The sequence below is a fragment of the Streptomyces sp. NPDC048290 genome, from assembly GCF_040652095.1.
Taxonomy (GTDB): domain Bacteria; phylum Actinomycetota; class Actinomycetes; order Streptomycetales; family Streptomycetaceae; genus Streptomyces.
Genome location: NZ_JBEZLM010000036.1, coordinates 22,367 through 44,782, shown reverse-complemented (window position 1 = coordinate 44,782; position 22,416 = coordinate 22,367). Strand labels below are relative to the sequence as shown.

General features: G+C 74.1%; 13 protein-coding genes. 7 read left to right on the top strand and 6 right to left on the bottom strand.

Features of this window, described 5'->3' with window-relative positions; genetic code table 11:
- Positions 1–235 precede the first annotated feature (235 nt).
- On the bottom strand, positions 236–1,420 hold the full coding sequence (locus AB0D49_RS38385) for a serine hydrolase domain-containing protein (protein ID WP_362767677.1): 1,185 nt from the start codon (positions 1,418–1,420) through the stop codon (positions 236–238).
- Positions 1,363–2,667, bottom strand: a complete 1,305-nt coding sequence (locus AB0D49_RS38380; RefSeq protein WP_362767674.1) for a multidrug effflux MFS transporter — start codon at positions 2,665–2,667, stop codon at positions 1,363–1,365. Before AB0D49_RS38380 ends, AB0D49_RS38385 begins: the two co-directional genes overlap by 58 nt.
- Positions 2,668–2,781: 114 nt before the next feature.
- On the opposite strand from AB0D49_RS38380, the gene AB0D49_RS38375 reads away from it, so the two are divergent.
- Positions 2,782–3,786, top strand: coding sequence for a Gfo/Idh/MocA family oxidoreductase (locus AB0D49_RS38375; RefSeq protein WP_362767671.1), 1,005 nt, complete (start codon positions 2,782–2,784; stop codon positions 3,784–3,786).
- A 58-nt stretch (positions 3,787–3,844) separates the two neighbouring features.
- Positions 3,845–4,618 (top strand): SDR family oxidoreductase, encoded by a 774-nt coding sequence (locus AB0D49_RS38370; RefSeq protein WP_362767668.1) that lies wholly within the window; start codon positions 3,845–3,847, stop codon positions 4,616–4,618.
- 288 nt (positions 4,619–4,906) lie between these two features.
- Here the strand turns inward: AB0D49_RS38370 and AB0D49_RS38365 are convergent, their stop codons facing one another.
- Positions 4,907–5,227 carry a nuclear transport factor 2 family protein gene (locus tag AB0D49_RS38365; RefSeq protein WP_362767665.1) on the bottom strand — a complete coding sequence of 107 codons (321 nt, stop codon included), beginning with the start codon at positions 5,225–5,227 and terminating at the stop codon, positions 4,907–4,909.
- Between the two features lie 157 nt (positions 5,228–5,384).
- Here AB0D49_RS38365 and AB0D49_RS38360 point away from each other — a divergent pair, with 157 nt between their 5' ends.
- Together AB0D49_RS38360 and AB0D49_RS38355 are read left to right on the top strand one after the other, a co-directional pair.
- Positions 5,385–5,984, top strand: coding sequence for a DoxX family membrane protein (locus AB0D49_RS38360; RefSeq protein ID WP_362767662.1), 600 nt, complete (start codon positions 5,385–5,387; stop codon positions 5,982–5,984).
- 37 nt (positions 5,985–6,021) lie between these two features.
- Entirely contained in the window at positions 6,022–6,399 is a 378-nt protein-coding gene (locus AB0D49_RS38355) for a MazG-like family protein (protein ID WP_362767660.1), read from the top strand.
- A 267-nt stretch (positions 6,400–6,666) separates the two neighbouring features.
- On the opposite strand, the gene AB0D49_RS38350 is transcribed toward AB0D49_RS38355, so the two are convergent.
- The 3 genes from AB0D49_RS38350 to AB0D49_RS38340 all read right to left on the bottom strand — a co-directional run bounded on the left by AB0D49_RS38350 (position 6,667) and on the right by AB0D49_RS38340 (position 9,730).
- Entirely contained in the window at positions 6,667–7,968 is a 1,302-nt protein-coding gene (locus AB0D49_RS38350) for an MFS transporter (protein WP_362767658.1), read from the bottom strand.
- Entirely contained in the window at positions 7,965–9,074 is a 1,110-nt protein-coding gene (locus AB0D49_RS38345; protein WP_362767655.1) for a PLP-dependent cysteine synthase family protein, read from the bottom strand. Before AB0D49_RS38345 ends, AB0D49_RS38350 begins: the two co-directional genes overlap by 4 nt.
- A gap of 269 nt (positions 9,075–9,343) precedes the next feature.
- Entirely contained in the window at positions 9,344–9,730 is a 387-nt protein-coding gene (locus tag AB0D49_RS38340; protein ID WP_362767653.1) for a hypothetical protein, read from the bottom strand.
- A gap of 143 nt (positions 9,731–9,873) precedes the next feature.
- Here AB0D49_RS38340 and AB0D49_RS38335 point away from each other — a divergent pair, with 143 nt between their 5' ends.
- The 3 genes from AB0D49_RS38335 (at position 9,874) to AB0D49_RS38325 (ending at position 22,415) form a co-directional block, all read left to right on the top strand.
- Entirely contained in the window at positions 9,874–10,725 is an 852-nt protein-coding gene (locus tag AB0D49_RS38335) for a sterol desaturase family protein (protein ID WP_362767651.1), read from the top strand.
- Positions 10,726–11,095: 370 nt separating this feature from the next.
- Positions 11,096–20,761: an amino acid adenylation domain-containing protein gene (locus tag AB0D49_RS38330; RefSeq protein WP_362767648.1), complete on the top strand. Its 9,666-nt coding sequence runs from the start codon at positions 11,096–11,098 to the stop codon at positions 20,759–20,761.
- The gene (locus tag AB0D49_RS38325; RefSeq protein WP_362767645.1) at positions 20,751–22,415 is read left to right on the top strand and encodes an NAD(P)/FAD-dependent oxidoreductase; all 1,665 of its coding nucleotides are present in this window, start codon (positions 20,751–20,753) and stop codon (positions 22,413–22,415) included. The genes AB0D49_RS38330 and AB0D49_RS38325 overlap by 11 nt, the downstream gene beginning before the upstream one ends.
- Position 22,416 lies beyond the last annotated feature (1 nt).

Sequence of the window (22,416 nt, the reverse complement as noted above, 5' to 3'; positions counted from 1 at the left end):
CGCACCCACCACCCAGCCCAAGCCACCCACCAGGGGCGCGGGGAACTGCGCGACCAACCCCCACCCACCCGCAGCCGACACCGAACCCCCACCCACCCCCACCAGGGGCGCGGGGAACTGCGCGACCAACCCTCACCGACCCGCACCCGAACCCCCACCCCCACCCACCCCAAGGGGCGCGAGGAACCGCGCACCCCACCCCCACCACCCCGCACCAAAAAAGCGAACCCCCCGTTCACCCACCCCGTACGGCCCGAGCCACCCGCGTCCCCACCGCGGCCCGAGGCCGACTGTCCACCCCCTTCCGCACCGGATGCACCACATTCGCCAGCAGCACCACAAACGTGTCGGTAGCCACATCCAGCACCACCGACGTCCCCGTGAACCCCGTATGCCCCGCGGCCCCCCGCCCCGCCAACTCCCCCATGAACCACGCCTGATCAACAGCGAACCCCAGCCCCGGCGGAGCCAGCAGCAGCTCCACGAAGTCCCGCCCCAGAATCCGGGCGGGCCCATACGCACCCCCCGCCAACAACGCCCGGCACAACACCGCCAGATCCCGAGCCGTGGAGAACAGCCCCGCGTGCCCCGCGACCCCCCCGAGCGCCCACGCGTTCTCGTCGTGCACCACCCCCCGCAGCATCCCCCGGTCCGCCTTGGCCCACGGCCGCCGCTGATCCTCCGTCGCCGCCGCCCCCGGACACGGCCCGAACCCGGTATCGGTCATCCCCAGCGGCCGGGTGATCCCGTCCCGGACGAGCACATCGAGACCGCGCCCGGAGACCCGCTCCAGGATCTGCTGGAGCACGAGCATGTTCAGATCCGAGTACCGGTACTCCCCGACCGGCCCGACCGGCCCCTGCGCCCGCAGCAGCGCCCGCCGCTCCGCCGCCCCGCCGCAGTCGTACAGCGGGGCGTCAGGGCGCAGCCCGGAGGTGTGGGTGAGGAGGTGGCGGACGGTCACCCCGTGCCGGGCCAGCGCCCGGAACTCGGGGAGGTACGCGCCGACCCGGGCGTCGATGCCGAGCCGGCGCCGCTCGATCTGCTGGACCGCGGCGACGGCCGTGCACAGCTTGGTGAGGGAGGCCACGTCGAACGGGGTGGCGACGGTCATCGGGACCTGCCGCTCGGGCGGCAGTTCGACGCCCCGCCCGGCCACGGCGTCGTACGCCCCGTACCGCACGGCCAGCCCCGCCGCCTCGCGGACCGCGACCACCGGCCCCCGCCCGGCGACCAGGACGACACCGGGCGCCCAGGGCCGCTCGCCCTGGGTGAGGGCCCGTACCTCGCGCACCATCCGGTCGAGTTCGGCCGGGTCGAGCCCGGCCCGCTCGGCGCTGCCGTCGCGCAGTCGCGGCGCGCTCAGCTCTCCTCCCCCGCGCCCGCCGCCGGGGCGGTCCGTCCGCTCCACGGGCGGCACATACCCGCGAAGCAGGCCGCGGCCATCAGCGCCGCCGCCAACTGGACGACGGCCATCGGGACGGCGGTGTGCTCACCGGCGACCCCGACCAGCGGCGAGGCGATGGCCCCGATGAGGAAGGACGACGTCCCGAGCAGCGCGGACGCGGACCCGGCGGCGTGCCGTACGCGGAGCAGGGCGAGGGTCTGGGCGTTGGGCAGGGTGATGCCCATGGCGGACATCAGCACGAACAGCCCGGCGGCCACCGGCACGAGCCCGGCCTCGCCGAACACCCCGCTGGTCATCAGCAGCAGCGCGGCGGACGCGGCGATCACGATCGCCAGGCCGACGCCCGTCACCCGCTCCAGCGACACCCGTCCGATGAGCACCCGTCCGTTGATCTGCCCGCAGATCACCAGGCCGATGGAGTTGAGGCCGAAGAGCAGGCTGTAGGTCTGCGGGGAGGCGCCGTAGATCTCCTGGACGACGAACGGGGAGGCGGCGATGTACGCGAAGAGCGAGGCGAAGGCGAAGCCGCCGGTGAGCATGTACCCGGTGAAGGTCAGGTCGGACAGGAGTCCGCGCATCGCGCGCAGCGCCTCGCCGACCCCGCCCGCGTGGCGTTCGGCGGGCGGCAGGGTCTCGGGCAGCTTCGCCCAGACGACGAGCGCGAGCAGCACCCCGACCACGCTCAGCACGACGAAGACGCCCCGCCAGTCCGTGACCCGCAGGACCTGGCCGCCGATGAGCGGCGCCACGATCGGGGCGACCCCGGAGATCAGCATCAGGGTGGAGAAGAACCGGGCCATGGCGACCCCGTCGTACAGATCACGGACGACGGCCCGCGCGATGACGATCCCGGCGGCCCCGGCGAGTCCCTGGATCAGCCGGAACGCCACCAGCGTCTCGACGTTCGGCGCCAGCGCGCACAGCGCGGTCGCCAGGACGTACACGGCGAGCCCGGCGAGGAGCGGGCGGCGGCGGCCCCAGCGGTCGCTCATCGGGCCGACGACGAGCTGGCCGAGCGCCATGCCGGCGAGACAGGCGGTCAGCGTGAGCTGGACGGTCGCGGCGGGCGCGTGCAGGGCGTCGGTGACCTCCGGGAGGGCCGGGAGGTACATGTCCATGGCCAGCGGGGGCGTGGCGGTGAGTCCGCCGAGGATCAGGGTGACCAGCAGCCCGGTCCGGCGGGCGGCACGGACGGGCGACCGCGCCTTCGACGCGGTCGCCTCGGTCAGATCCGGTAGCTGTGCCCGGCTGTCGGGCATGACGGGTCCCCTCCCTAGGTGTGTGGTTCCGTACCTATGCTCTCAGCTCGAACAGACTGTCCAAGGCGCGCGGACGGACCGCCCTCGGGGCGGCCGGGAGGAGATGTGACGGCGATGGCGGCTGACGGTCGGGTGCGGTGGGGGATTCTGGCGACGGGCGGGATCGCCGCCTCGTTCACCGCGGACCTGGTGGATCTGCCGGACGCGGAGGTGGTGGCCGTCGCCTCGCGGTCCACGGAGTCGGCGCGGGCGTTCGCGGACCGCTTCGGCATCGCGCGGGCGTACGGCGACTGGGCCGCGCTCGCCGCCGACGAGGACGTGGACGTGGTGTACGTGGCGACCCCGCACACGGCGCACCGGGCGGCGGCGGGGCTGTGTCTTGCGGCGGGGCGGAACGTGCTGTGCGAGAAGGCGTTCACGCTGAACGCGCGCGAGGCCGGGGAGCTGACGGCGCTGGCGCGGGAGCACGACCGCTTCCTGATGGAGGCGATGTGGATGTACTGCAACCCGCTGGTGCGGCGGCTGCGGGCGCTGGTGGACGACGGGGCGATCGGCGCGGTGCGCACGGTCCACGCGGACTTCGGTCTCGCCGGTCCGTTCCCGCCCGCGCACCGGCTGCGCGACCCGGCGCAGGGCGGCGGCGCGCTGCTGGACCTGGGCGTGTATCCGGTGTCGTTCGCGCAGTTGCTGCTGGGTGAGCCGGACTCGGTCACGGCGAGCGCGGTCCTGTCCGCCGAGGGCGTGGACCTCCAGACGGGCGTGGTGCTGGGCTGGGCGGGCGGGGCGCTGGCCACGCTGCACTGCTCGCTGGTGGGGGCGACGGCGACCACGGCGTCGGTGACGGGCGCGGGCGGCCGGATCGACGTACCGGGCGGGTTCTTCCACCCGGAGCGGTTCGTGCTGCACCGGGCGGGCCGGGACCCGGAGGAGTTCGTCCTCGACCCGGCCGACGGGCCGCGCGACACCCTCAAGCACGAGGCCCGCGAGGTGATGCGGGCGCTGCGGGCCGGGGAGAAGGAGTCGCCGCTGGTCCCGCTGGACGGCACGCTCGCGGTGATGCGGACGCTCGACACGATCCGCGACCGCGTCGGCGTCCGCTACCCCGGCGAGAGCGCGTGAGCCGTCCGGCGGGCGCCCGGCCAAGGGCCGTCCCGTAGCCTGCGGCCTCATGGATGCCATGGACAGCAAGGAAGCCGCCGGGGACCGCTCCCGGGTCGCGGTCGTGACCGGCGCGGGCTCCGGGATCGGCCGCGCGGTCGCCGTCGAACTGCTGCGCAAGGGCTGGTCGGTGGCGCTGGCCGGACGGCGGCCCGGGGCGCTGGAGGAGACGGCGGCACTCGCGCCGGGCACGGACGCGCTCGTCGTACGGACCGATGTGGCGCGGCAGGAGGACGTGACGGCGCTGTTCGCGGCGACGGTGGAGCGGTACGGACGTCTCGACCTGCTGTTCAACAACGCGGGGACGTTCGGCCCCGGCGGGGTGCCGGTGGAGGAGCTGTCCTACGACGCCTGGCGGCACGTGGTGGACACCAATCTGAACGGGGCGTTCCTGTGCGCGCAGGCCGCCTACCGGCAGATGAAGGAGCAGGACCCGCAGGGCGGCCGGATCATCAACAACGGTTCGATCAGCGCCCACGTCCCGCGCCCCCGCTCGGTCGCCTACACCGCCACCAAGCACGCCCTGACCGGTCTGACCAAGTCCCTGTCCCTGGACGGCCGTCCGTACGGGATCGCGGTCGGCCAGATCGACATCGGCAACGCGGCGACGGAGATGACGGCCAAGATGAGCAGCGGGGTGCTCCAGGCGGACGGCTCGGTGGCGCGGGAGCCGGTGATGGACGCGGCCGACGTGGCGCGCACGGTACGGCACATGGCGGAGCTGCCGCCGGAGGCGAACCTGCAGTTCGTGACGGTGCTGGCGACGGCGATGCCGTTCATCGGCCGGGGCTGAACTCCCCCTGGACTCCCGGGAATCCCCGGCTTCACGGCCGGCACAAGTGGAGTCGACAGGTCCGCGCTATTGCGGCCGGTGACGCGGCTGTGCTCAACTTTCCTCCACCAGAGCTTCACACTTGGGGGACCGGCCTTCCGTGACCGGCCCCAAGAGGGCGCCATCCGCTGCCCACTCCGAGGGGGGAGGCGGCCGTCCCGCGGCCCGGAAGGGGGTGGACCTCGCGAGGGACCGCGAGGGACGCACCGGCCCGCGGGACGGCCGCGCCAGCTCTGCCGGGACTCCCGTTCACGCCTGGCCGGTCTCGAAGCGGGAGATGTGGCCGTCCGGTTCGACCACGAAGCTCCAGCGGGTGCGCATCTCGCCCCAGGTGTCGTTGCGGTAGCGGGCCACCAGGGAGCGCCCGTTGTCCGACTCGACCTCCATATGGCCGTGGGAGGAGAAGATCTCCCGGTCGGTCCAGTCGTCCAGATCCCGGTCGGAACCGTCGTCCGACATGGTGGCATCGGGGCTGAGCAGGGCCATGAAGGCGTCCCGGTCATGGGCGTTCACGGCGGCGACGAACGCGCGGACGGCCGGATCGCTGAGCTTGGCGGTCTGAATCGTCATACCGGCCAGCCTCACACCGCGCGCGGACCCCCGCCACCCGGCCCCGGACCCCCGTCGCACCACCGCCCGAACCGCCACCCGAACGGCCCCCGGGGCACGGCGGGGCACGCCCACCGGTGCCACGGTGGACCCACACCCGCACCCCCTGGGAGCCCCCATGACCTGCGCCGACCGACGTGATCTGGGCCTGCTGCTGCTCCGCCTGTCCACCGGCGGGGTACTGGCCGCGCACGGCACACAGAAGCTCCTCGGCTGGTTCGGCGGCCATGGCATCGAGAGCACCGGCCGGTTCATGGAGTCCGTCGGCTACCGGCCCGGCCGCGCCGCCGCCACCGCCGCGGGGCTGGCGGAGGCGGGCGGCGGCACACTGCTCGCGCTGGGCCTCGCGACCCCGGCGGCGGGCGCGGCGGCGGCCGGGGCGATGACGGGCGCGGCGGCCGTGCACGCCCCGCAGGGCTTCTTCGTCCACGACGGCGGCTACGAGTTCGCCGCCGTCCTCGGCCTGGCGGCGACCGGTCTCGCCGTCGCCGGTCCCGGACGGCTGTCCCTGGACCACGCCCTCGGCCACGCCCTGAACCGCGGCTGGATGGTCCCGGTCGCGCTCGGGGCGACGGCGGCGGTGACGTCGGTGGTGGTCGGGCTGCGCGCCCGGCGACTGCGCCGGGAGGCGACGGGGGAACAGGAGGCCCTGTTCGACGTCGACGAGATCGACGACCTCGCCGACATCCCCGAGGAGGAGTCGCCGTCCGGCCGCTGACGGACGCCGGGCGGCTCCGCCGTGGCACCCTCCCTGCATGACTGACACGACCGGTGACCTGACCGGTGACACGACCGGCGACGCGGCCGACCTCTGGGCCCGCGTGGACGCCCTGCACACCTGGCTGGACCGCGACCGCCCCGACGGCGGCCACCAGGAGGTGCTGCTGCGGCTGCTGAAGCTGTCGGAGGAGGTCGGCGAGGTGGCCGCCGCGGCGGTCGGCGCCACCGGCCAGAACCCCCGCAAGGGCACGACCCACACCTGGGACGACGTCCAGGCGGAACTCTGCGATGTCGCCATCACGGCCCTGGTCGCCCTGCGCGCCCTGACCCCGGACCCGGGCGCGGTCTTCACCGCCCACCTGACCCGGGTGACGGAACGCTCCCTGAACGGCCCCCGCCCGACCGCCCGCTGACCGACCGGGCCCACGGGAGCGCCCCCGACACCGCCGGGGGGCCTGCCATGCGGCTCCCGCCACCGACCGGGGGCCCGTCACACGGCCCCGCCACCGCTGGAGGCCCGTCACTGCTGGGGGCCCGTCACCCGCCACCGCCACCGACCAGGGGCCCATCACACCGCCCCGCCACCGCTGGAGGCCCGTCACACGCCCCCGCCACCGCCGGGGAACGGGGCACACCGCCACCGCCACCGCCACCGCCACCGCCACCGACCAGGGAACCCGTCACACCGCCACCGCCACCCCCGTCCCCGTCCCCGTCCCCTCCGGCGTCAGCCGCCCGCGCCGGTGCAGTCCGTACACCGCCGCCGCGCACCCCACGCCGAGACCGCACAGCGCCAGCCACGGCAGGGCGGGCAGCCCGGAGCCGCGGGCGGCGTCCAGGGCGGCACCGGTGACCAGGTTCCCGGCGGTGATGCCGATACCGCAGACGGTGTTGTAGAGGCCGTAGTGGGTGGCGACCAGCCGGTTCCCGGACAGCCGGACGATGGTGTCCATCTCGAACGGGTACGCGATCATCGTGCCGAACGCCAGCAGCAGCGCGGCCAGCGCCGCCGGAACCGCCGCCAGCAGCCACCGCGCGGCACCCGCCTCCGGCACGGGTACGGCGGTGGCCAGCACCAGCGGCACGAACGCCAGACCCATCACCGCGAGCCCGCCGGTCAGCGCGGCGCCGGGCGCGTACCGTGCCGCGCACCAGCGGGTCACCCGGGTCTGCCCGGCGAGCGTGGCCAGCCCCGAGACGGCGAACAGCACCGCCACCGCGGCGGTCCCGCCGGTCCCGTCCCCGCCGAGCCGCCGCGCCTGAAGCGGCAGCGCCAGATACACCTGGAAGGTCAGCACATAGGAGCCGGTCATCGCGGTGGCGAACAGCAGGAAGGGCCGGTTGGCGAGCATCCCCCGCCACTGGGCGAGCACGCCCCCGGCCGCCCGCCCGCTCCCGGTCCCCGGCTCCCGGCGCGCGGGCAGCGCCCGGATCTGGACGACGCTCAGCACCGCGAACAGCGCCGCCGAGACCAGACAGGCCACCTGGAACCCGACGCCGGTCAGTACCATCCCGAGCGGCGGTCCGAGCAGGATGCCCGCCTGGTAGAAGACGTTGAACAGGGCGAACGCCTCGACCCTGCGCTCCCCCGCCCCGGCCGCCAGATACGCCCGCACCGCCGGGTTGAACAGCGCCCCGGCCAGCCCGGTGGCCGCCGACGCGGCGAGCAGCGCGGGCAGCGAGTCCACCAGCCCCAGCGTCGCGAACCCGGCGGTGCGCAGCAGACAGCCGGCCACGATCAGCGGCTTGTACCCGAAGCGGTCGGCGAGCGTCCCGCCGACCAGGAACATCCCCTGCTGGCTGAGGTTGCGCACCCCGAGGACCAGTCCGACCAGCCAGCCCGCGAGACCGAGGGTGCCGGAGAGATGGGCGGCCAGATAGGGCATCAGGAGGTAGAAGCCCAGGTTGATGGTGAACTGGTTGACCATCAGCAGCTGGACCGCGCGGTCGTAGGAACGGACCTGTCCGACCAGCCCCTTCACCGGCCCGCCTCCGGCGTCCGGTGGGCGGCGGCGAGCGGGTCGAGGACGGTGGTGCAGCGGGTCCAGCGGGTGACCTCCTTCTCGCCGGGCCGCCCGATCACCTCGGGGCCGGGCGCGGGCGGGGTGTCCAGGAGGCCGTGGTTGGCGCAGTAGGTGTCGTCGTAGACCGTGGAGAGATAGCGCTGCGGGCCGTCGGGGTAGACGGCGACGATCCGGGTGCCGGGCGGGCGGGTGCGGGCCAGCCAGCCGGCCACCAGGGCGACCGCGCCGACGCTCCAGCCGCCGGTGGCGTAATGGGCGGCGGCCAGGGCGCGGCAGGTGTGCACCGCCTCGTGCGGGGCGACCCAGTGCACCTCGGAGAACTGCTCGTAGGCCACGTTGCGCGGATGGATGCTGGAGCCGAGCCCGCGCATCAGCCGGGGCCGGGCGGGCTGGCCGAAGATGGTGGAGCCGGTGGTGTCGACGCCGACGACGGTGAGGTCCGGGTGGAGCGCGCGCAGGACGCGGGAGACGCCCGCGGAGTGCCCGCCGGTCCCGACGCTGCACACCAGGACGTCGATCCGGCCGAGCGCGCTGGCGAGTTCGAGGGCGAGCGGGGTGTAGGCGGCCACGTTGTCGGGGTTGCCGTACTGGTCCGGGCACCAGGAGCCGGGGTGCTGGGCCAGCAGCGCGGCCACCCGGTCCCGCCGGGCCTGCTGCCAGCCGCCGCCGGGGTGCGGCTCGGTGACCGTGTCGACCTGGGCGCCGTACGCGGCGAGGAGCCGTGCCATGGACGGTTCGAGCCCGGGGTCGGTGACCAGGGTGACGGGATGGCCGTACACCGTCCCGGCGAGGGCGAGGCCCAGGCCGAGGGTGCCGCTGGTGGACTCCACGATCCGGGCGCCGGGCCGCAGTTCGCCCCGGGCGCGGGCCCGCTCCACCATGTGCAGCCCCGGCCGGTCCTTGATCCCGCCGGGGTTGAACCCCTCCAGCTTGGCCCAGAACCCGCGCCCGTCCGGCGCCTGCTCCACCCACAGCAGCGGGGTGTTCCCCACCAGCGCGGCCAGCGCCGACCGGTCCGGGGCGACGACGGTGTTCCCGGGTGTCCCCACGCTCGATGACTTCATGTCCGTACTGCTCGCTCTCGCTCGACGACGACGATGTCCCGCGGTGTCGTCTCACGCCCCACGACGGCACACCGGTGGCGGGCGGCGGTGTGCGGATCATCAACGGTCCGGGTCGGCCCGAGGCGGTCTGAATCGGCCCCGAGGCGGTCCGAGGCGGCCTGAGTCGGTCTGAGGCAGGCCAGTTCGATCCAAGTCGGTCCGGTTCGGGCCGGGTCGTGGGTGCGCGGCGGCCGGACGGGCGGTGGCCGGTCCGGTCGCGGGCGAGCGGTCTAGATCCGTACCCGGGAGGTACGGGCGAGCCCCGTGGGGCCGCGCGGACCGGCCGGAGCCCCGGCGCACGGCGGGCCCGCGACGGCCGCGGTGGCCGTGCGGTCGGACGGACCGCGGCCCTGCGCGCCGGGCGGCGGGTCCTCGGGGGACTGCTCGGTGGTGCGCAGGGTGAGGTCCACCGCGCAGTGGTCGGCGGTGTGCGGGGGATGCGGCGCGTGCGGCGCCTCACCGGGCGCCGAGGCGGACACCGAGACGGACACCGCGGCGGATGCCGCCGTCGCGTGCTCCTCCGGGCCGGACAGCGTGTGCAGGACGGCGCACAGCGCGAGGATCAGCACGAGCACGGCACGGATTCCCGTCGCCAGAGCCGCCCGAGCCGTCACCATGTCCGCGATCCTAGCCCTGCGTCAACGTACGGCTACACAGCGTCTCCGTGATCATATAATCACTCTTAGTCGTCAAAAGATTACCTGCTGTCGCTACGGGCACGAAGGTAGGGAAGAACTCGGGGTCCGGGCTAGGGGGTTGGTTGTTCGTGGGGTCGTTCTTATGGCTACGCAGGGTGGCCTACCCCGTACTGCTCCTGGCGACCGTCGCCACTCCCGTGACCGCACTCGGCCTCGGATTCAACCGCGCCCTGACCACCACGGCGTTCCAGTACGCCGTCATCGGGCATCTGGTGCTGCTGGAGCGGCTCATCCCCTATGACCCCTCCTGGAACCCCAGCCGCCGCGAATGGGGCTGGTACGGCGTCTACTTCATGCTCACCGCGCTCGGCAGCGTCACCGCGCAACTGCTGGTGGACGCCGTCGTCTCGGTGCTCTCCCCGGCCGTCCCGGCGCTGCCGCTGGCCGTCGAGATCCCGTGCGCGCTGCTGGTGGGATCGCTGGCCAGCTACGCGGTGCACCGCCTGGGCCACACCAACCGCTGGCTGTGGCGGCTGCACGGCGTGCACCACGTGCCGGAGAAGGTCAATGTCGCCAACAACGGCGTCAACCATGTGCTGGACGTGCTGCTCGCGCAGGCCGGGGTGCAACTGACGCTGAGTCTGCTGGGGTTCTCCCAGAACGCGGTGTTCGCGGTCGGCATCTTCGTGATCACCCAGGGCTATTTCATCCACGCCAACATCGATGTGCGCCTGGGCCGGCTCAACCGCTGGCTGGCCGGACCCGAGCAGCACCGGCTGCACCACAGCACCGACCTGTCGGAAGCCGGTCACTACGGCTCCGATCTGGCCGTGTGGGACCGAATATTCGGCAGCTTCACCTGGTATCCGGACCGCGTGCCGCGCGCGGTGGGGCTGAGCGACCCGACGTCCTTCCCCAGGACCGAGGCCGTGCTCACCAGCCACACCCAGGCGCTGCGGGGCCGGGCGGGCTGACCGCGCGTCACCCCGGAGCCCGCTGACCGGCTCCGGACCGCGCGAGGCACCGCCGAGGCACCGCCGAGGCACCGCCCAGGCACCGCCCCAGGTTCCCCGCGGTCCCTCAGGTCCCGCAGGTCCCGCAGGTCCCGCAGGTCCCTCAGAGCCCTCGGGTCCCTCAGGGCCCTCCCGGGCCGGACCGGATCACCAGACCCCCTCACCGCGCCGTACGCCGCGGCGACCGCCTGTCGCCCGCGCGCCCGTACGTCCGCGTTCGTCCGCCCGGCCGCGGCCGGCTCTCCCCCGCGCCGGGCCCTCGCCCTGCCCTTTCCCGTGCCCGCGCGTGCCGCTCACGCGCCCACACTCACGACAGACCAAGGACTCGGCCATGTCCCACGCCTCGGACTCCGTCCCCCACGACGCTCTCCGCGAAGTCCCCCGCGAAGTGCCCCGTGACGTCCCGCGAGACGTTCCGCACGTTCCGCACGTTCCGCGCGACAAGATCGCGATCATCGGCATCGGCTGCCGGCTGCCCGGCGGCGCCAGCGACCACCGCGCGTTCTGGCGGAACCTGGTCGAGGGCAGAGACTGCATCACGGCGACGCCCCCGGACCGCTACGACACGGCGACCCTGGGCAGCAGGGACAAGGCCAAGCCGGGGCGGCTGGTCGGCGGACGCGGCGGATACATCGACGGGTTCGACGAGTTCGACCCGGCGTTCTTCGGGATCAGCCCGCGCGAGGCGGCCCATATGGACCCGCAGCAGCGCAAGCTGCTGGAGGTGGCCTGGGAGGCGCTGGAGGACGGCGGACAGCGGCCCGGCGAGCTGGCGGGCACCGATGTGGGGGTGTTCGTCGGCGCGTTCACCCTCGACTACAAGATCCTCCAGTTCGCCGACCTCGGCTTCGAGACGCTCGCCGCGCACACCGCCACCGGCACGATGATGACGATGGTGTCGAACCGGATCTCGTACTGCTTCGACTTCCGGGGGCCGAGCGTCTCGCTGGACACGGCGTGCAGTTCGTCGCTGGTGGCGGTGCATCTGGCCTGTCAGAGCCTGAGCCGGGGCGAGACCGGGCTCGCGCTGGCCGGCGGGACGCTGCTGCACATGGCGCCGCAGTACACCATCGCCGAGACCAAGGGCGGCTTCCTGTCCCCCGAGGGCCGCTCCCGCACCTTCGACGCGTCCGCCGACGGCTATGTGCGCGCCGAGGGCGTCGGCATCGTCGCCCTGAAGCGGCTGGAGGACGCGCTGCGCGACGGCGACCCGGTGCACGCCGTGATCACCGGCAGCGGCGTCAACCAGGACGGGCGGACCAACGGCATCACCGTGCCCAGCGCCGACGCGCAGGTCGCGCTGATCGAGCGGGTGTGCGCGGAGGCCGGGGTGGTGCCGGGCAGCCTCCAGTACGTGGAGGCGCACGGGACGTCGACGCCGGTCGGGGACCCCATCGAGGCGGGGGCGCTGGGCCGGGCGCTGGCCATCGGGCGGGAGCCGGGCGCCGCCTGCTACGTCGGGTCGGTCAAGACCAACATCGGGCACACCGAGTCGGCGGCCGGGATCGCCGGACTCATCAAGACCACGCTGGCGCTCAAGCACGGCGTGATCCCCCCGCACATCAACCTGGAGCAGCTGAACCCGGCGATCGACCCGGACGCCCTGCCGTACCGCATCCCGACCCGCGCGGTGCCCTGGCCGGAGCACGAGGGCCCCGCGCGGGCCGGGGTGAACTCCTTCGGGTTCGGCGGGACGAACGCGCATGTGCTGCTGGAGGCGGCGCCCGAGCGGGCACAGGACGCCCCGGCCGAGACGGGCGGGACCGGGCACCAGGAGGGCGGGTTCGCGATCCTTCCGCTGAGCACCCGTGACCCGGAGCTGCTCGTGCGGGCCGCCGCCGGTGTCCGGGACGAACTCGCGGCGGGCGCGGCGGCGTCCGACCTGGGGTACACGCTCGCCCGGCGCCGCCAGCACCTGGAGGCGCGGCTCGCCGTGGTGCACGACACGCCCGAGTCGCTGGCGGAGGCCCTGGAGGCCGCCGCGCGCGGCGAGTCGCACCCCCGGGTGGTGACCGGGCAGCGGCAGTCCGATCCCCGGCTGGTGTGGGTGTTCACCGGGATGGGCCCGCAGTGGTGGGCGATGGGCCGGGAGCTGTTCGCGACCGAGCCGGTGTACCGGGCGGCGGTCGAGGCGTGCGACCGGGAGCTGCGGGAGCTGACCGGCTGGTCGCTGGTGGAGGAGCTGTCCGCGGACGAGGCCGACTCCAAGATGGCCGAGACCTGGCTCGCCCAGCCCGCCAACTTCGCGGTCCAGGTGGGTCTGGCCGCGCTGTGGCGCAGCAGGGGCGTGCGGCCGGACGCGATCGTCGGGCACAGCACCGGTGAGGTGGCCGCGTTCTACGAGGCCGGGGTGTACACCCTGCGGGAGGCCGTCACGGTCGTCGTGCACCGCAGCCGGCTCCAGCAGAAGCTGGTCGGCACCGGGGCCATGCTGGCGGTGAGCCTGTCGGAGGAGGAGGCCCAGCGGCGGGTGGCGCCGTACGCGGACCGGGTGTCGGTGGCCGCCGTGAACAGCCCCACCGCGATCACCCTGGCCGGGGACGAGGCGGCGCTCGGTGAGCTGGCGGAGGCGCTGCGGCTGGAGGACGTGTTCGCCAAGTTCCTCACCGTGCGGGTGCCGTACCACAGCCCTCGGATGGACCCCATCAAGGACGAGCTGCTGTCGTCGCTGGCCGGGCTGGAGCCGGGCCGGGCGCGGGTGCCGCTGTATCTGACCGGCGGGCTCGCGGCGGCGGCGCAGGGGCGGGCCGAGGGGCCCGAGCTGGACGCGGACTACTGGTGGCGCAATGTGCGGGACAGCGTGCGGTTCCGGGACGCGGTGGACCGGCTCGTCGGGGACGGGTTCGGGCTGTTCCTGGAGATCGGGCCGCATCCGGTGCTGGGCCACTCGATCGCCGAGTGCCTGGCGGCGAACGGGGCCGAGGGGCGCAGTGTGCCCTCGATCCGGCGCCAGGAGGGCGAGCGGGAGCGGTTCGCGCTGGGGCTGGCCGCGCTGCACACGCTGGGCGTGGACATCGACTGGGCGGGGGCGCATCCGCGCGGGCGGATCGTGCCGCTGCCGCGCTACCCGTGGCGGCGCGACCGGCACTGGACGGAGCCGAAGGCGGTCGAGCAGATCCGCCTCGGGCGGCGCGCGCACCCGCTGCTGGGGCGGCGGATGGCGACGGCCGAGCCGACCTGGGAGGCGCGGCTCGACGTGGAGGCGCTGCCGTATCTCGACGATCACCGCATCCAGGGCAACGCGCTGTTCCCGGCGGCGGGTTATGTGGAGATGGCCACGCAGGCGGTGCGGGAGCTGACCGGCGGCGGCGAGGCCGTGATCGCCGATATCGAGCTGCGCAAGGCGCTGTTCCTGGCGGCGGACCCCGCGCAGGGCGCGAGCGCCGTACAGCTGTCGTTCTCGCCCGAGGACGCGGGGTTCACGGTGGCGGGTGTGCCCGGGGAGGAGGGCCGTGAGCCGTCGGTGCACGCGCGCGGGGTGGTGCGCGCCGGGCAGCGCGCGACGGGCGCCCCGCCGCTGGACCTGGACGCCGTACGGGCCCGGGGGGTGCGGCGGCTGACCGGGCCGGAGTGCTATGCGGCGCTGGCGGAGCTGGGCTACCACTACGGTCCGGCGTTCCAGGGCATCGAGGAGGTGTGGATCGGGCCCGGTGAGGCGCTGGCCCGTATCCGGCCGACCGGGGCCATCGCGGGCGACACGGCGGGGCACCATATGCACCCGGTGCTGCTGGACGCCTGCTTCCAGACCCTGCTGACCCCGCAGTTGCTGGCGGGTTCCGGCGGTTCGGGCGGTATCCGGCTGCCGCTGTCGATCGCCGAGGTGCGCATGGCCGCCGTCGGCGACCGCGCGATCTGGGCGCACGCGGTGGTGACCCGCGAGGACGGCGGGGAACTCACCGGTGACATCGCTGTCCACGACGAGGAGGGCGCCGCGCTGGGCCGGGTGAGCGGCTTCCGGGCGGCCGACGTGGAGCGGGCGTCGGCGGCGGTGAGCCTGGCCACCGTCGACTCCTGGCTGGCGGACGTCGGCTGGGTGGAGCGGCCCCACGACGAGGAAGCCGTGGCGGAGGGCGCCCCGCGCTGTCTGCTGCTGGCCGACGCCGACGGGGTCGCCGACGCGCTGGCCGCGCTGATCACCGAACGCGGCGGGCACTGCCACCTGGTGCGGCCCGGCGCGGAGTACCGCCTCGCCGGGGACGGGCGCGAGTCGGCCGTGCGGCCCGGCGAGGCGGCCGATCTGGAGCGGCTGTTCGCGGAGCTGGCGGCGGCCGGACAGGCCCCGTACGAGCAGGTGGTGGATCTGTGGCCGCTGGATCTGCCCGCGCTGGACGCGGCGGGCGGCGCGGAGCGGCTGCGGGAGGTGTCCGGGGGCTGCGGCCACGCGCTGATCGCGCTCGCCCAGGCGCTGCCCTCGGGGCGACTGCACATCGTCACCCGGGGCACCCAGGCGGTGCTGCCCGGCGATCCGGTGGAGCCGGTGGGCGCCCCGGCGTGGGGCATCGGGCGGGTGCTGTGGCAGCAGGAGCTGACCGCCCGGCGCGGGCGGCTGATCGACCTGGACGCGGCCGGCGGGGACCGGCGGGCGGAGGCGGCGGCGCTGCTGCGGGAGCTGACCGCGACCGACGGCGAGGACGAGATCGCGGTGCGCGGCGGGCGGCGGTTCACCAGCCGGCTCGCGCCGGTCGAGGGGCTGACCCGGCCGCTGCCGCTGCGGCTGCGGGCCGACGGGGCGTATCTGGTGACCGGCGCGTTCGGCGCGCTGGGGCGGCTGCTGTGCCGGGCGCTGGTGGGCTGGGGGGCGCGGCGGCTGATCCTGGTCGGCCGTACCCGGCTGCCCGAGCGGTCCGCGTGGCGCACCACCGACCCCGCGTCCCCGGCGGGCCGCGCGGTGGCGTTCGTACGGGAGTTGGAGGCGCTCGGGGCGCAGCCGGTGCTCGCGCCGCTCGATGTGAGCGACGAGCGGGCGCTCGGGGCGTGGCTCGCGGAGTACCGGTCGCTGGAGTCGCCGCCGGTGCGGGGCGTGTTCCATCTGGCCGGGCAGGTGCGGGACACGCTGCTGCCGGAGATGGACCGGGAGACGTTCTCCGCCGTGCACGACCCGAAGGTGCTCGGGGCGTACGCCCTGCACCGGCAGCTCGCGGACGAACCGCTCGACCACTTCGTGCTGTTCTCCTCCGTCGCCTCCCTGCTGACCACCGCCGGGCAGACCAACTACGCGGCGGGCAACGCCTTCCTGGACGCGCTGGCCCACCACCGGCGGGCGCGGGGGCTGCCCGGTCTCAGCCTCGACTGGGGGCCGTGGGCGACCGGCATGATCGAGGAACTGGGGCTGATCGAGCACTACCGGGTGAACCGGGGCATGAGTTCGCTGTCGCCGGACGCCGGGATGGCCGTGCTGGAGCGGGTCATCGGGCAGGACCGGGCGCAGCTGCTGGTGGCGACGGTGGTGGACTGGCCGGTGTTCCTGGCCTGGTACCCGGTGCCGCCGCCGCTGGTCGCGGAGCTGGCCGCCGCCGGGGGCGGGGCCGGGGGCGCGGGCGGTGAGCACAGCGGGTTCCTGGACGCGTTCCGTGACGCCGGGGACGAGGAGCGGCGGGCGCTGGTCGCCGAGCGGTTCACGGCCGTCGTCGCCGGAGTGCTGCGGGTGCCCGCCGAGCGGGTCGACCCGGCGGCGGCGCTGGGCGCGCTCGGCCTGGACTCGCTGCTGGCGATGGAGCTGCGCTCCCGCGTCCAGGCCGAACTGGGCCTCGCCCTGCCGGTCGTCACCCTGCTGGGCAGCGCCCCGGTCGCCGAGCTGGTCGGGCGGCTGCACGAGGGCATCGCGGAGCTGGCCGCCGACGGGACGGACGCGGGCGAGGTCACCGCGGTCGAGCTGTTCGAGGACGAGTCGCGGCATCCGCTGACCCAGAACCAGAAGGCGCTGTGGTTCCTCAAGCAGCTCAACCCCGACGGGTTCGCCTACAACATCGGCGGGGCCGTCGAGGTGCGGGTCGCGCTCGACCCCGAGCTGATGTTCGACGCGTTCCGCACGCTGATCGCCCGGCATCCGAGCCTGCGCGCCACCTTCGTCCACGAGGACGGGCAGCCGGTGCAGCGGGTGGCGCCCGCCGCCGAGGCCGCCGCCCGCGCGGACACCGGCCTGTTCGATGTCGAGGGGGTGGCCTGGGACGACATCCACGCCACCATCGTGCGTGAGTACCGCAAGCCCTACGACCTGGAGCGGGACCCGCTGATCCGGCTGCGGCTGTTCCGCCGCGCCGACGACCGGTGGGTGCTGATGAAGGCCGTCCACCACATCGTGTCGGACGCCATCTCCACCTTCACCTTCATCGAGGAACTCCTCGCGGTGTACGAGGCGCTGCGTCGGGGGCGCTCCCCCGAGCTGCCGCAGCTCGCCGCCCGCTATCTGGACTTCCTCAACTGGCAGAACCAGTTCCTCGCGGGCCCGCAGGCGCGCCGGATGCTGGACTACTGGAAGACGCATCTGCCGGCCGAGGTGCCGGTCCTGGACCTGCCCACCGACAAACCGCGCCCGCCGGTGCAGACCCACAACGGGGCGTCGGAGTTCTTCGTGCTGGACGAGGAGCTGAGCGCCCGGGTCCACGAGGTGGCCCGGGAGCACAACGTCACCGTCTTCATGGTGCTGCTCAGCGCCTACTACGTACTGCTGCACCGCTACTCCGGGCAGGACGACATCATCGTCGGCAGCCCGGTCACCGGCCGCACCCAGGAGGAGTTCTCCTCGGTCTACGGCTACTTCGTGAACCCGCTGCCGCTGCATGTGAACCTCGGTGACGGGCCGTCCGTGGAGGAGCTGCTCGCCCGGGTGCGGGAGGTGGTGCTGGGCGGTCTGGACAACCAGGAGTACCCGTTCGTGCTGCTGGTGGAGGAGCTAGGGCTCCAGCACGACCCGAGCCGGTCCGCCGTGTTCCAGGCCATGTTCATCCTGCTCACCCACAAGGTGGCCACCCAGAAGTACGGCTACCGCCTGGAGTACATCGAACTCCCGGAGGAGGAGGGCCAGTTCGACCTGACGCTGTCGGTGTACGAGGACGAGGCCGACCGGCGCTTCCACTGTGTCTTCAAGTACAACACCGACCTGTTCCTGGCCGAGACCATGCGCCGGCTGTCCGGCCACTACGTCCAGGTGCTGGACGCCCTGACCCGCGCCCCGGCCGGGCGGCCCGCCGACCGGCTCCCGCTGCTCGCCGCGCCCGAGCGACGGCAGATCCTCGGCGAGTGGAGCGGCGCGGGCCGACGGGCCGCCGACACCGGGATGCCGGTGCACGAGCTGATCGGCCGGGTCGCCGCGCAGCGGCCGGAGGCGACGGCGGTCCGGATGCCGGACGAGGCGGGTCCGGGCGGACGGCTGTCGTACGGCGAGCTGGACGCCCGCAGCAGGGCGCTGGCCGGGCGGCTGCGGGCGCTGGGCGTCGGCGAGGGCACGGTCGTCGGGGTCTGCATGGCGAAGTCGCCGGAGCTGATCGTGACGCTGCTGGCGGTGCTGCGGGCGGGCGGCGCGTATCTGCCGCTGGACCCGGGGAACCCGGCGGACCGGCTGGCGTCCCTGGTGGAGCACGCCGGGGCGGCCCGGGTCGTGGTCGACGCGGCCGGGGCCGAGCGGCTGGCGGGACGGCCGGGCGTACTGCCGTACACAGAGCTTGAGTCGGCGGCGGACGGGGCGGCGGGCGACCTGGTGGAGCCCACCGTGTCGCTGGACAGCCCCGCCTATGTGATCTACACCTCCGGTTCCACGGGGCTGCCCAAGGCGGTCCGGGTCAGCCACCGCAATCTGGCCGCCGCGTACGCGGCCTGGCGGGAGGCGTACCGGCTGGACGACGAGGTGCGGGTGCACCTCCAGATGGCGAGCCCGGCGTTCGACGTCTTCACCGGCGACCTGGTGCGGGCCCTGTGCTCGGGCGGGACGCTGGTGCCGGTCGGGCGGGAGCTGCTGTTCAGCACGGCCCGGCTGTACACGGCGATGCGGGCGGAGGGCGTGGACTGCGCCGAGTTCGTGCCGTCCGTGGTGCGCGGGCTGATGGCGCACTGCGAGAGCGAGGGGCTGCGCCTCGACTTCCTGCGGCTGCTGGCGGTCGGCTCGGACACCTGGAAGGTCGCCGAGTACGAGCGGCTGCGCGCGCTGTGCGGCCCGGACACCCGGGTGGTCAACTCCTACGGGCTGACCGAGGCGACCATCGACTCGACCTGGTTCGAAGGCCCCGCCGAGGGGCTGGAGCCCGGCCGGATGGTGCCGATCGGACGGCCCTTCCCGGGCGCCGAGGTGTACGTCCTGGACGTGCACGGCGAGCCGGTGCCGCCCGGGGTCGCGGGCGAGCTGTGGATCGGCGGGGCCGGGGTCGCGCTCGGCTATCTCGGCGACGCCGAGCAGACCGCCGAGCGGTTCACCGTCCGTGAGCTGGACGGACGTCCGGTCAGGCTGTACCGGACCGGGGACCTGGCCCGCTGGGACACCGGCGGCACCATCCATCTGCTGGGCCGGGCCGACTCGCAGGTCAAGGTCGCCGGACACCGGGTGGAGATCGGGGAGATCGAGTCCCAGCTCGCCCGCTGGCCCGCGCTGGAGCGCGCGGTGGTCGTGGTCCGGCCGGACGCGCGGGGCGAGAACACCCTGTGCGCGTACGGGGTCGCCGTCCCCGGTGAGCGCCTCGACTGGCGGGAGCTGCGCCGCGATCTCGGCGAGCGGCTGCCCACGTATCTGATCCCGTCGTCCTTCACCGAACTGCCCGCGCTGCCGCTCACCGCGAACGGCAAGGTGGACGTGGCCGCGCTGCCCGAACCCCGGTTCGTCACCGGCAAGGAGGCGTACGAGCCGCCGGTCACGCTGTACGAGACACGCACAGCCGAGCTGTGGCGGACCCTGCTCGGCATCGGGTCCCCCGGCCTCCAGGACGACTTCTTCGACTCGGGCGGCAGCTCCATCAAGCTGATCGAGCTGATCCACGGGCTGCGCGGCGAGTTCGGGGTGGACATCCCGGTCAGCCGGCTGTTCCAGGTGACCACCCTGCACGGCATGGCCCGTACGGTCGAGGACATCGTCACCGGGCGGCTGCCGGGCGCCCAGCCGTATCTGGCGTTCCACCGGGGCGCCGGGGAGCGGGTGTTCTGCTTCCCGCCCGCGGGCGGCCACGGGCTGGTGTACCGGCGCTTCGCCGAGCAGCTGCCCGAGTACGAGCTGATCGCGTTCAACTATCTCGCCGGGGACGACAAGGTGGTGCGGTACGCCGATCTGGTCGAGGAGCTGCGGCCGGACGGGCGGTGCGCGCTGCTGGGGTACTCGCTGGGCGGGAACCTCGCCTTCGAGGTGGCCAAGGAACTGGAGCGGCGCGGGCGCGAGGTCGGGGACGTGGTGATCCTCGACTCGTACCGGATCGACAGCGGGTTCACGCCGGGGCCGGAGCATCTCGCGGCGTTCGAGCGGGAGCTGAGCGAGCATCTGCGCAAGCACACCGGGTCGGAGACGGTGGCCCGCGAGACGCTGGCCCAGGCCCGGGGGTACATCGAGTTCAGCGGGCGAACCCCCAACACCGGGACGGTCGGGGCGCGGGTGACCGTGGTCTCCGACGAGGCGAAGACCGCGTTCTACGCGGCCGGGGAGCGCGGCACCTGGCATGGCACGTCGACCGTGCGCACCGAGGTGCTGCGCGGCGCGGGCGTCCACGCCGACATGCTGGACCCGGGGTGTGTGGAGCACAACGCGGGGCTGGTGCGCGAGGTGCTGACCGGGGCGGTGGTCGTCGCCCCGGGGACACCGGAGGACGCGGAGCCCCCGGCGGCGCGGGCCACGTCCCGGCTGCCGCGGGCGGCGCTGGGCGGGGGGCTGCCCCGGACGTCGGTGCTGGAGCAGCCGCAGGCACCGGTCATCGAGCGGACCAACGGCAGCAACGGCAACGGCGGTGAGCAGCCGTCGAACGGGCGGGGCGAGCTGACCGGGGCGCCGAACGGAACGGCGAAGGAGGCGGCCCCTCATGCGCCGTAACCAGCGGGCGCCCTGGGAGGCGCGGACCCTGGCCCCCGGCGAGCGGCCCCGGGTGATCATCGTGGGCGCGGGCGTCGGCGGGCTGTCGACCGGCTGCTACAGCCAGATGAGCGGGATGGAGACCCGGGTCTTCGAGAAGCACGTCCTGCCCGGCGGCTGCTGCACGGCCTGGGGCCGGGACGGCTACATCTTCGACTACTGCATCGAGTGGCTGATCGGCACGGCCCCCGGCAACGACGCCCACCAGGTGTGGCGGGAACTCGGCGCGCTGGACGGCAAGTCGATCCGCCACTTCGACACCTTCAACACGGTGGTCGGCGCCGACGGCCGCTCGGTGGCGTTCTACAACGACCCCGACCGGCTGGAGACGCATCTGCTGGGGCTGTCCCCGGGCGACGAGCGGCTGATCCGCCGGTTCTGCCGGGATCTGCGCGCCTTCGGCGACCTCGACCTGTTCTCGTTCCTGAAACCGGCCCCGCTGATGACGCTGCGGGAGAAGGGACGGGCGGCCCGCAAGATCCTGCCGAAGGTGAATCTGCTGCGGCGCACCGCGGGTACGTCGATGGAGGCGTTCGCGGCGCGCTTCCAGGACCCGCTGCTGCGGCAGGCGCTGCCGTTCATCTTCTTCCAGGACCACGAGGTCTTCCCGCTGATGCCGTACCTGTTCAACATGGCGGGCGCGCACCAGTCCAACGCGGGCTTCCCGCAGGGGGGTTCGCTGGGGCTCGCCCGGTCCATCGAGGAGCGGTACACCTCGCTGGGCGGCCGGATCGACTACCGGGCCCGGGTGGAGCGCATCCTCGTGGAGGACGGGCGCGCGGTCGGTGTGGAGCTGCGCGGCGGGGAACGGCACTACGCCGACCATGTGGTGGCGGCCTGCGACGGCGCCACCACCCTGGAGCGGCTGTTGGACGGGCAGTACTCCGGGGCGCGGGTACGGCAGCTGTTCGACACCCTGCCGGACACCCCGGAGTCGGTGTACCCGGGGGTCGTGTCGGTGTTCGTCGGGTTCGACGGGGACGTCCCGGCGGACGCCCCGCACAGCGCCACGTATCTGCTCTCCGACGCCGACAGCGCGCGGCTGCCGGGGGTGCTCCAGAACAGTCTGGTGGTGCAGTTGCGCTCCCGGTTCTCCGACGGGCTCGCCCCGCCCGGGAAGTCCGTCATCCACTGCACGTACTTCAGTGACTACGACTCCTGGAAGGCGCTGCGGCGCACCGACCGGCGGGCGTACCGGGCGCGCAAGGAGCGGGCCGGGGCGTTCGTGCGGGAGTTCCTCGACCGGCGGTATCCGGGGATCGCGGGCCGGGTCGAGGTGATCGACGTGGCCACGCCGGTCACCACCGAGCGCTACACCGGCAATCTGGGCGGCTCCATCCTCGGCTGGAAGTCCTTCACGGACGCCGACGACCTGGTGCAGTCGCTGATCGACAAGGACCGGCTGCGGCTGCCGGGGCTGGCCGGTCTGTCGCTGGCGGGCCAGTGGTTCACCGGCGGCGGGCTGGTGCGGGTGGCGTCCGGCGGGCGGTTCGTCGCCCAGTACCTGTGCGAGGAGTGGGGGCTGCCGTTCCAGGCGTGGGAGAGCACCGGCGGCGAGGCGTGGCACGCCGGGAAGCTGGGCCATCTGCCCCAGCTGGACCAGAGCACGAGGTGAG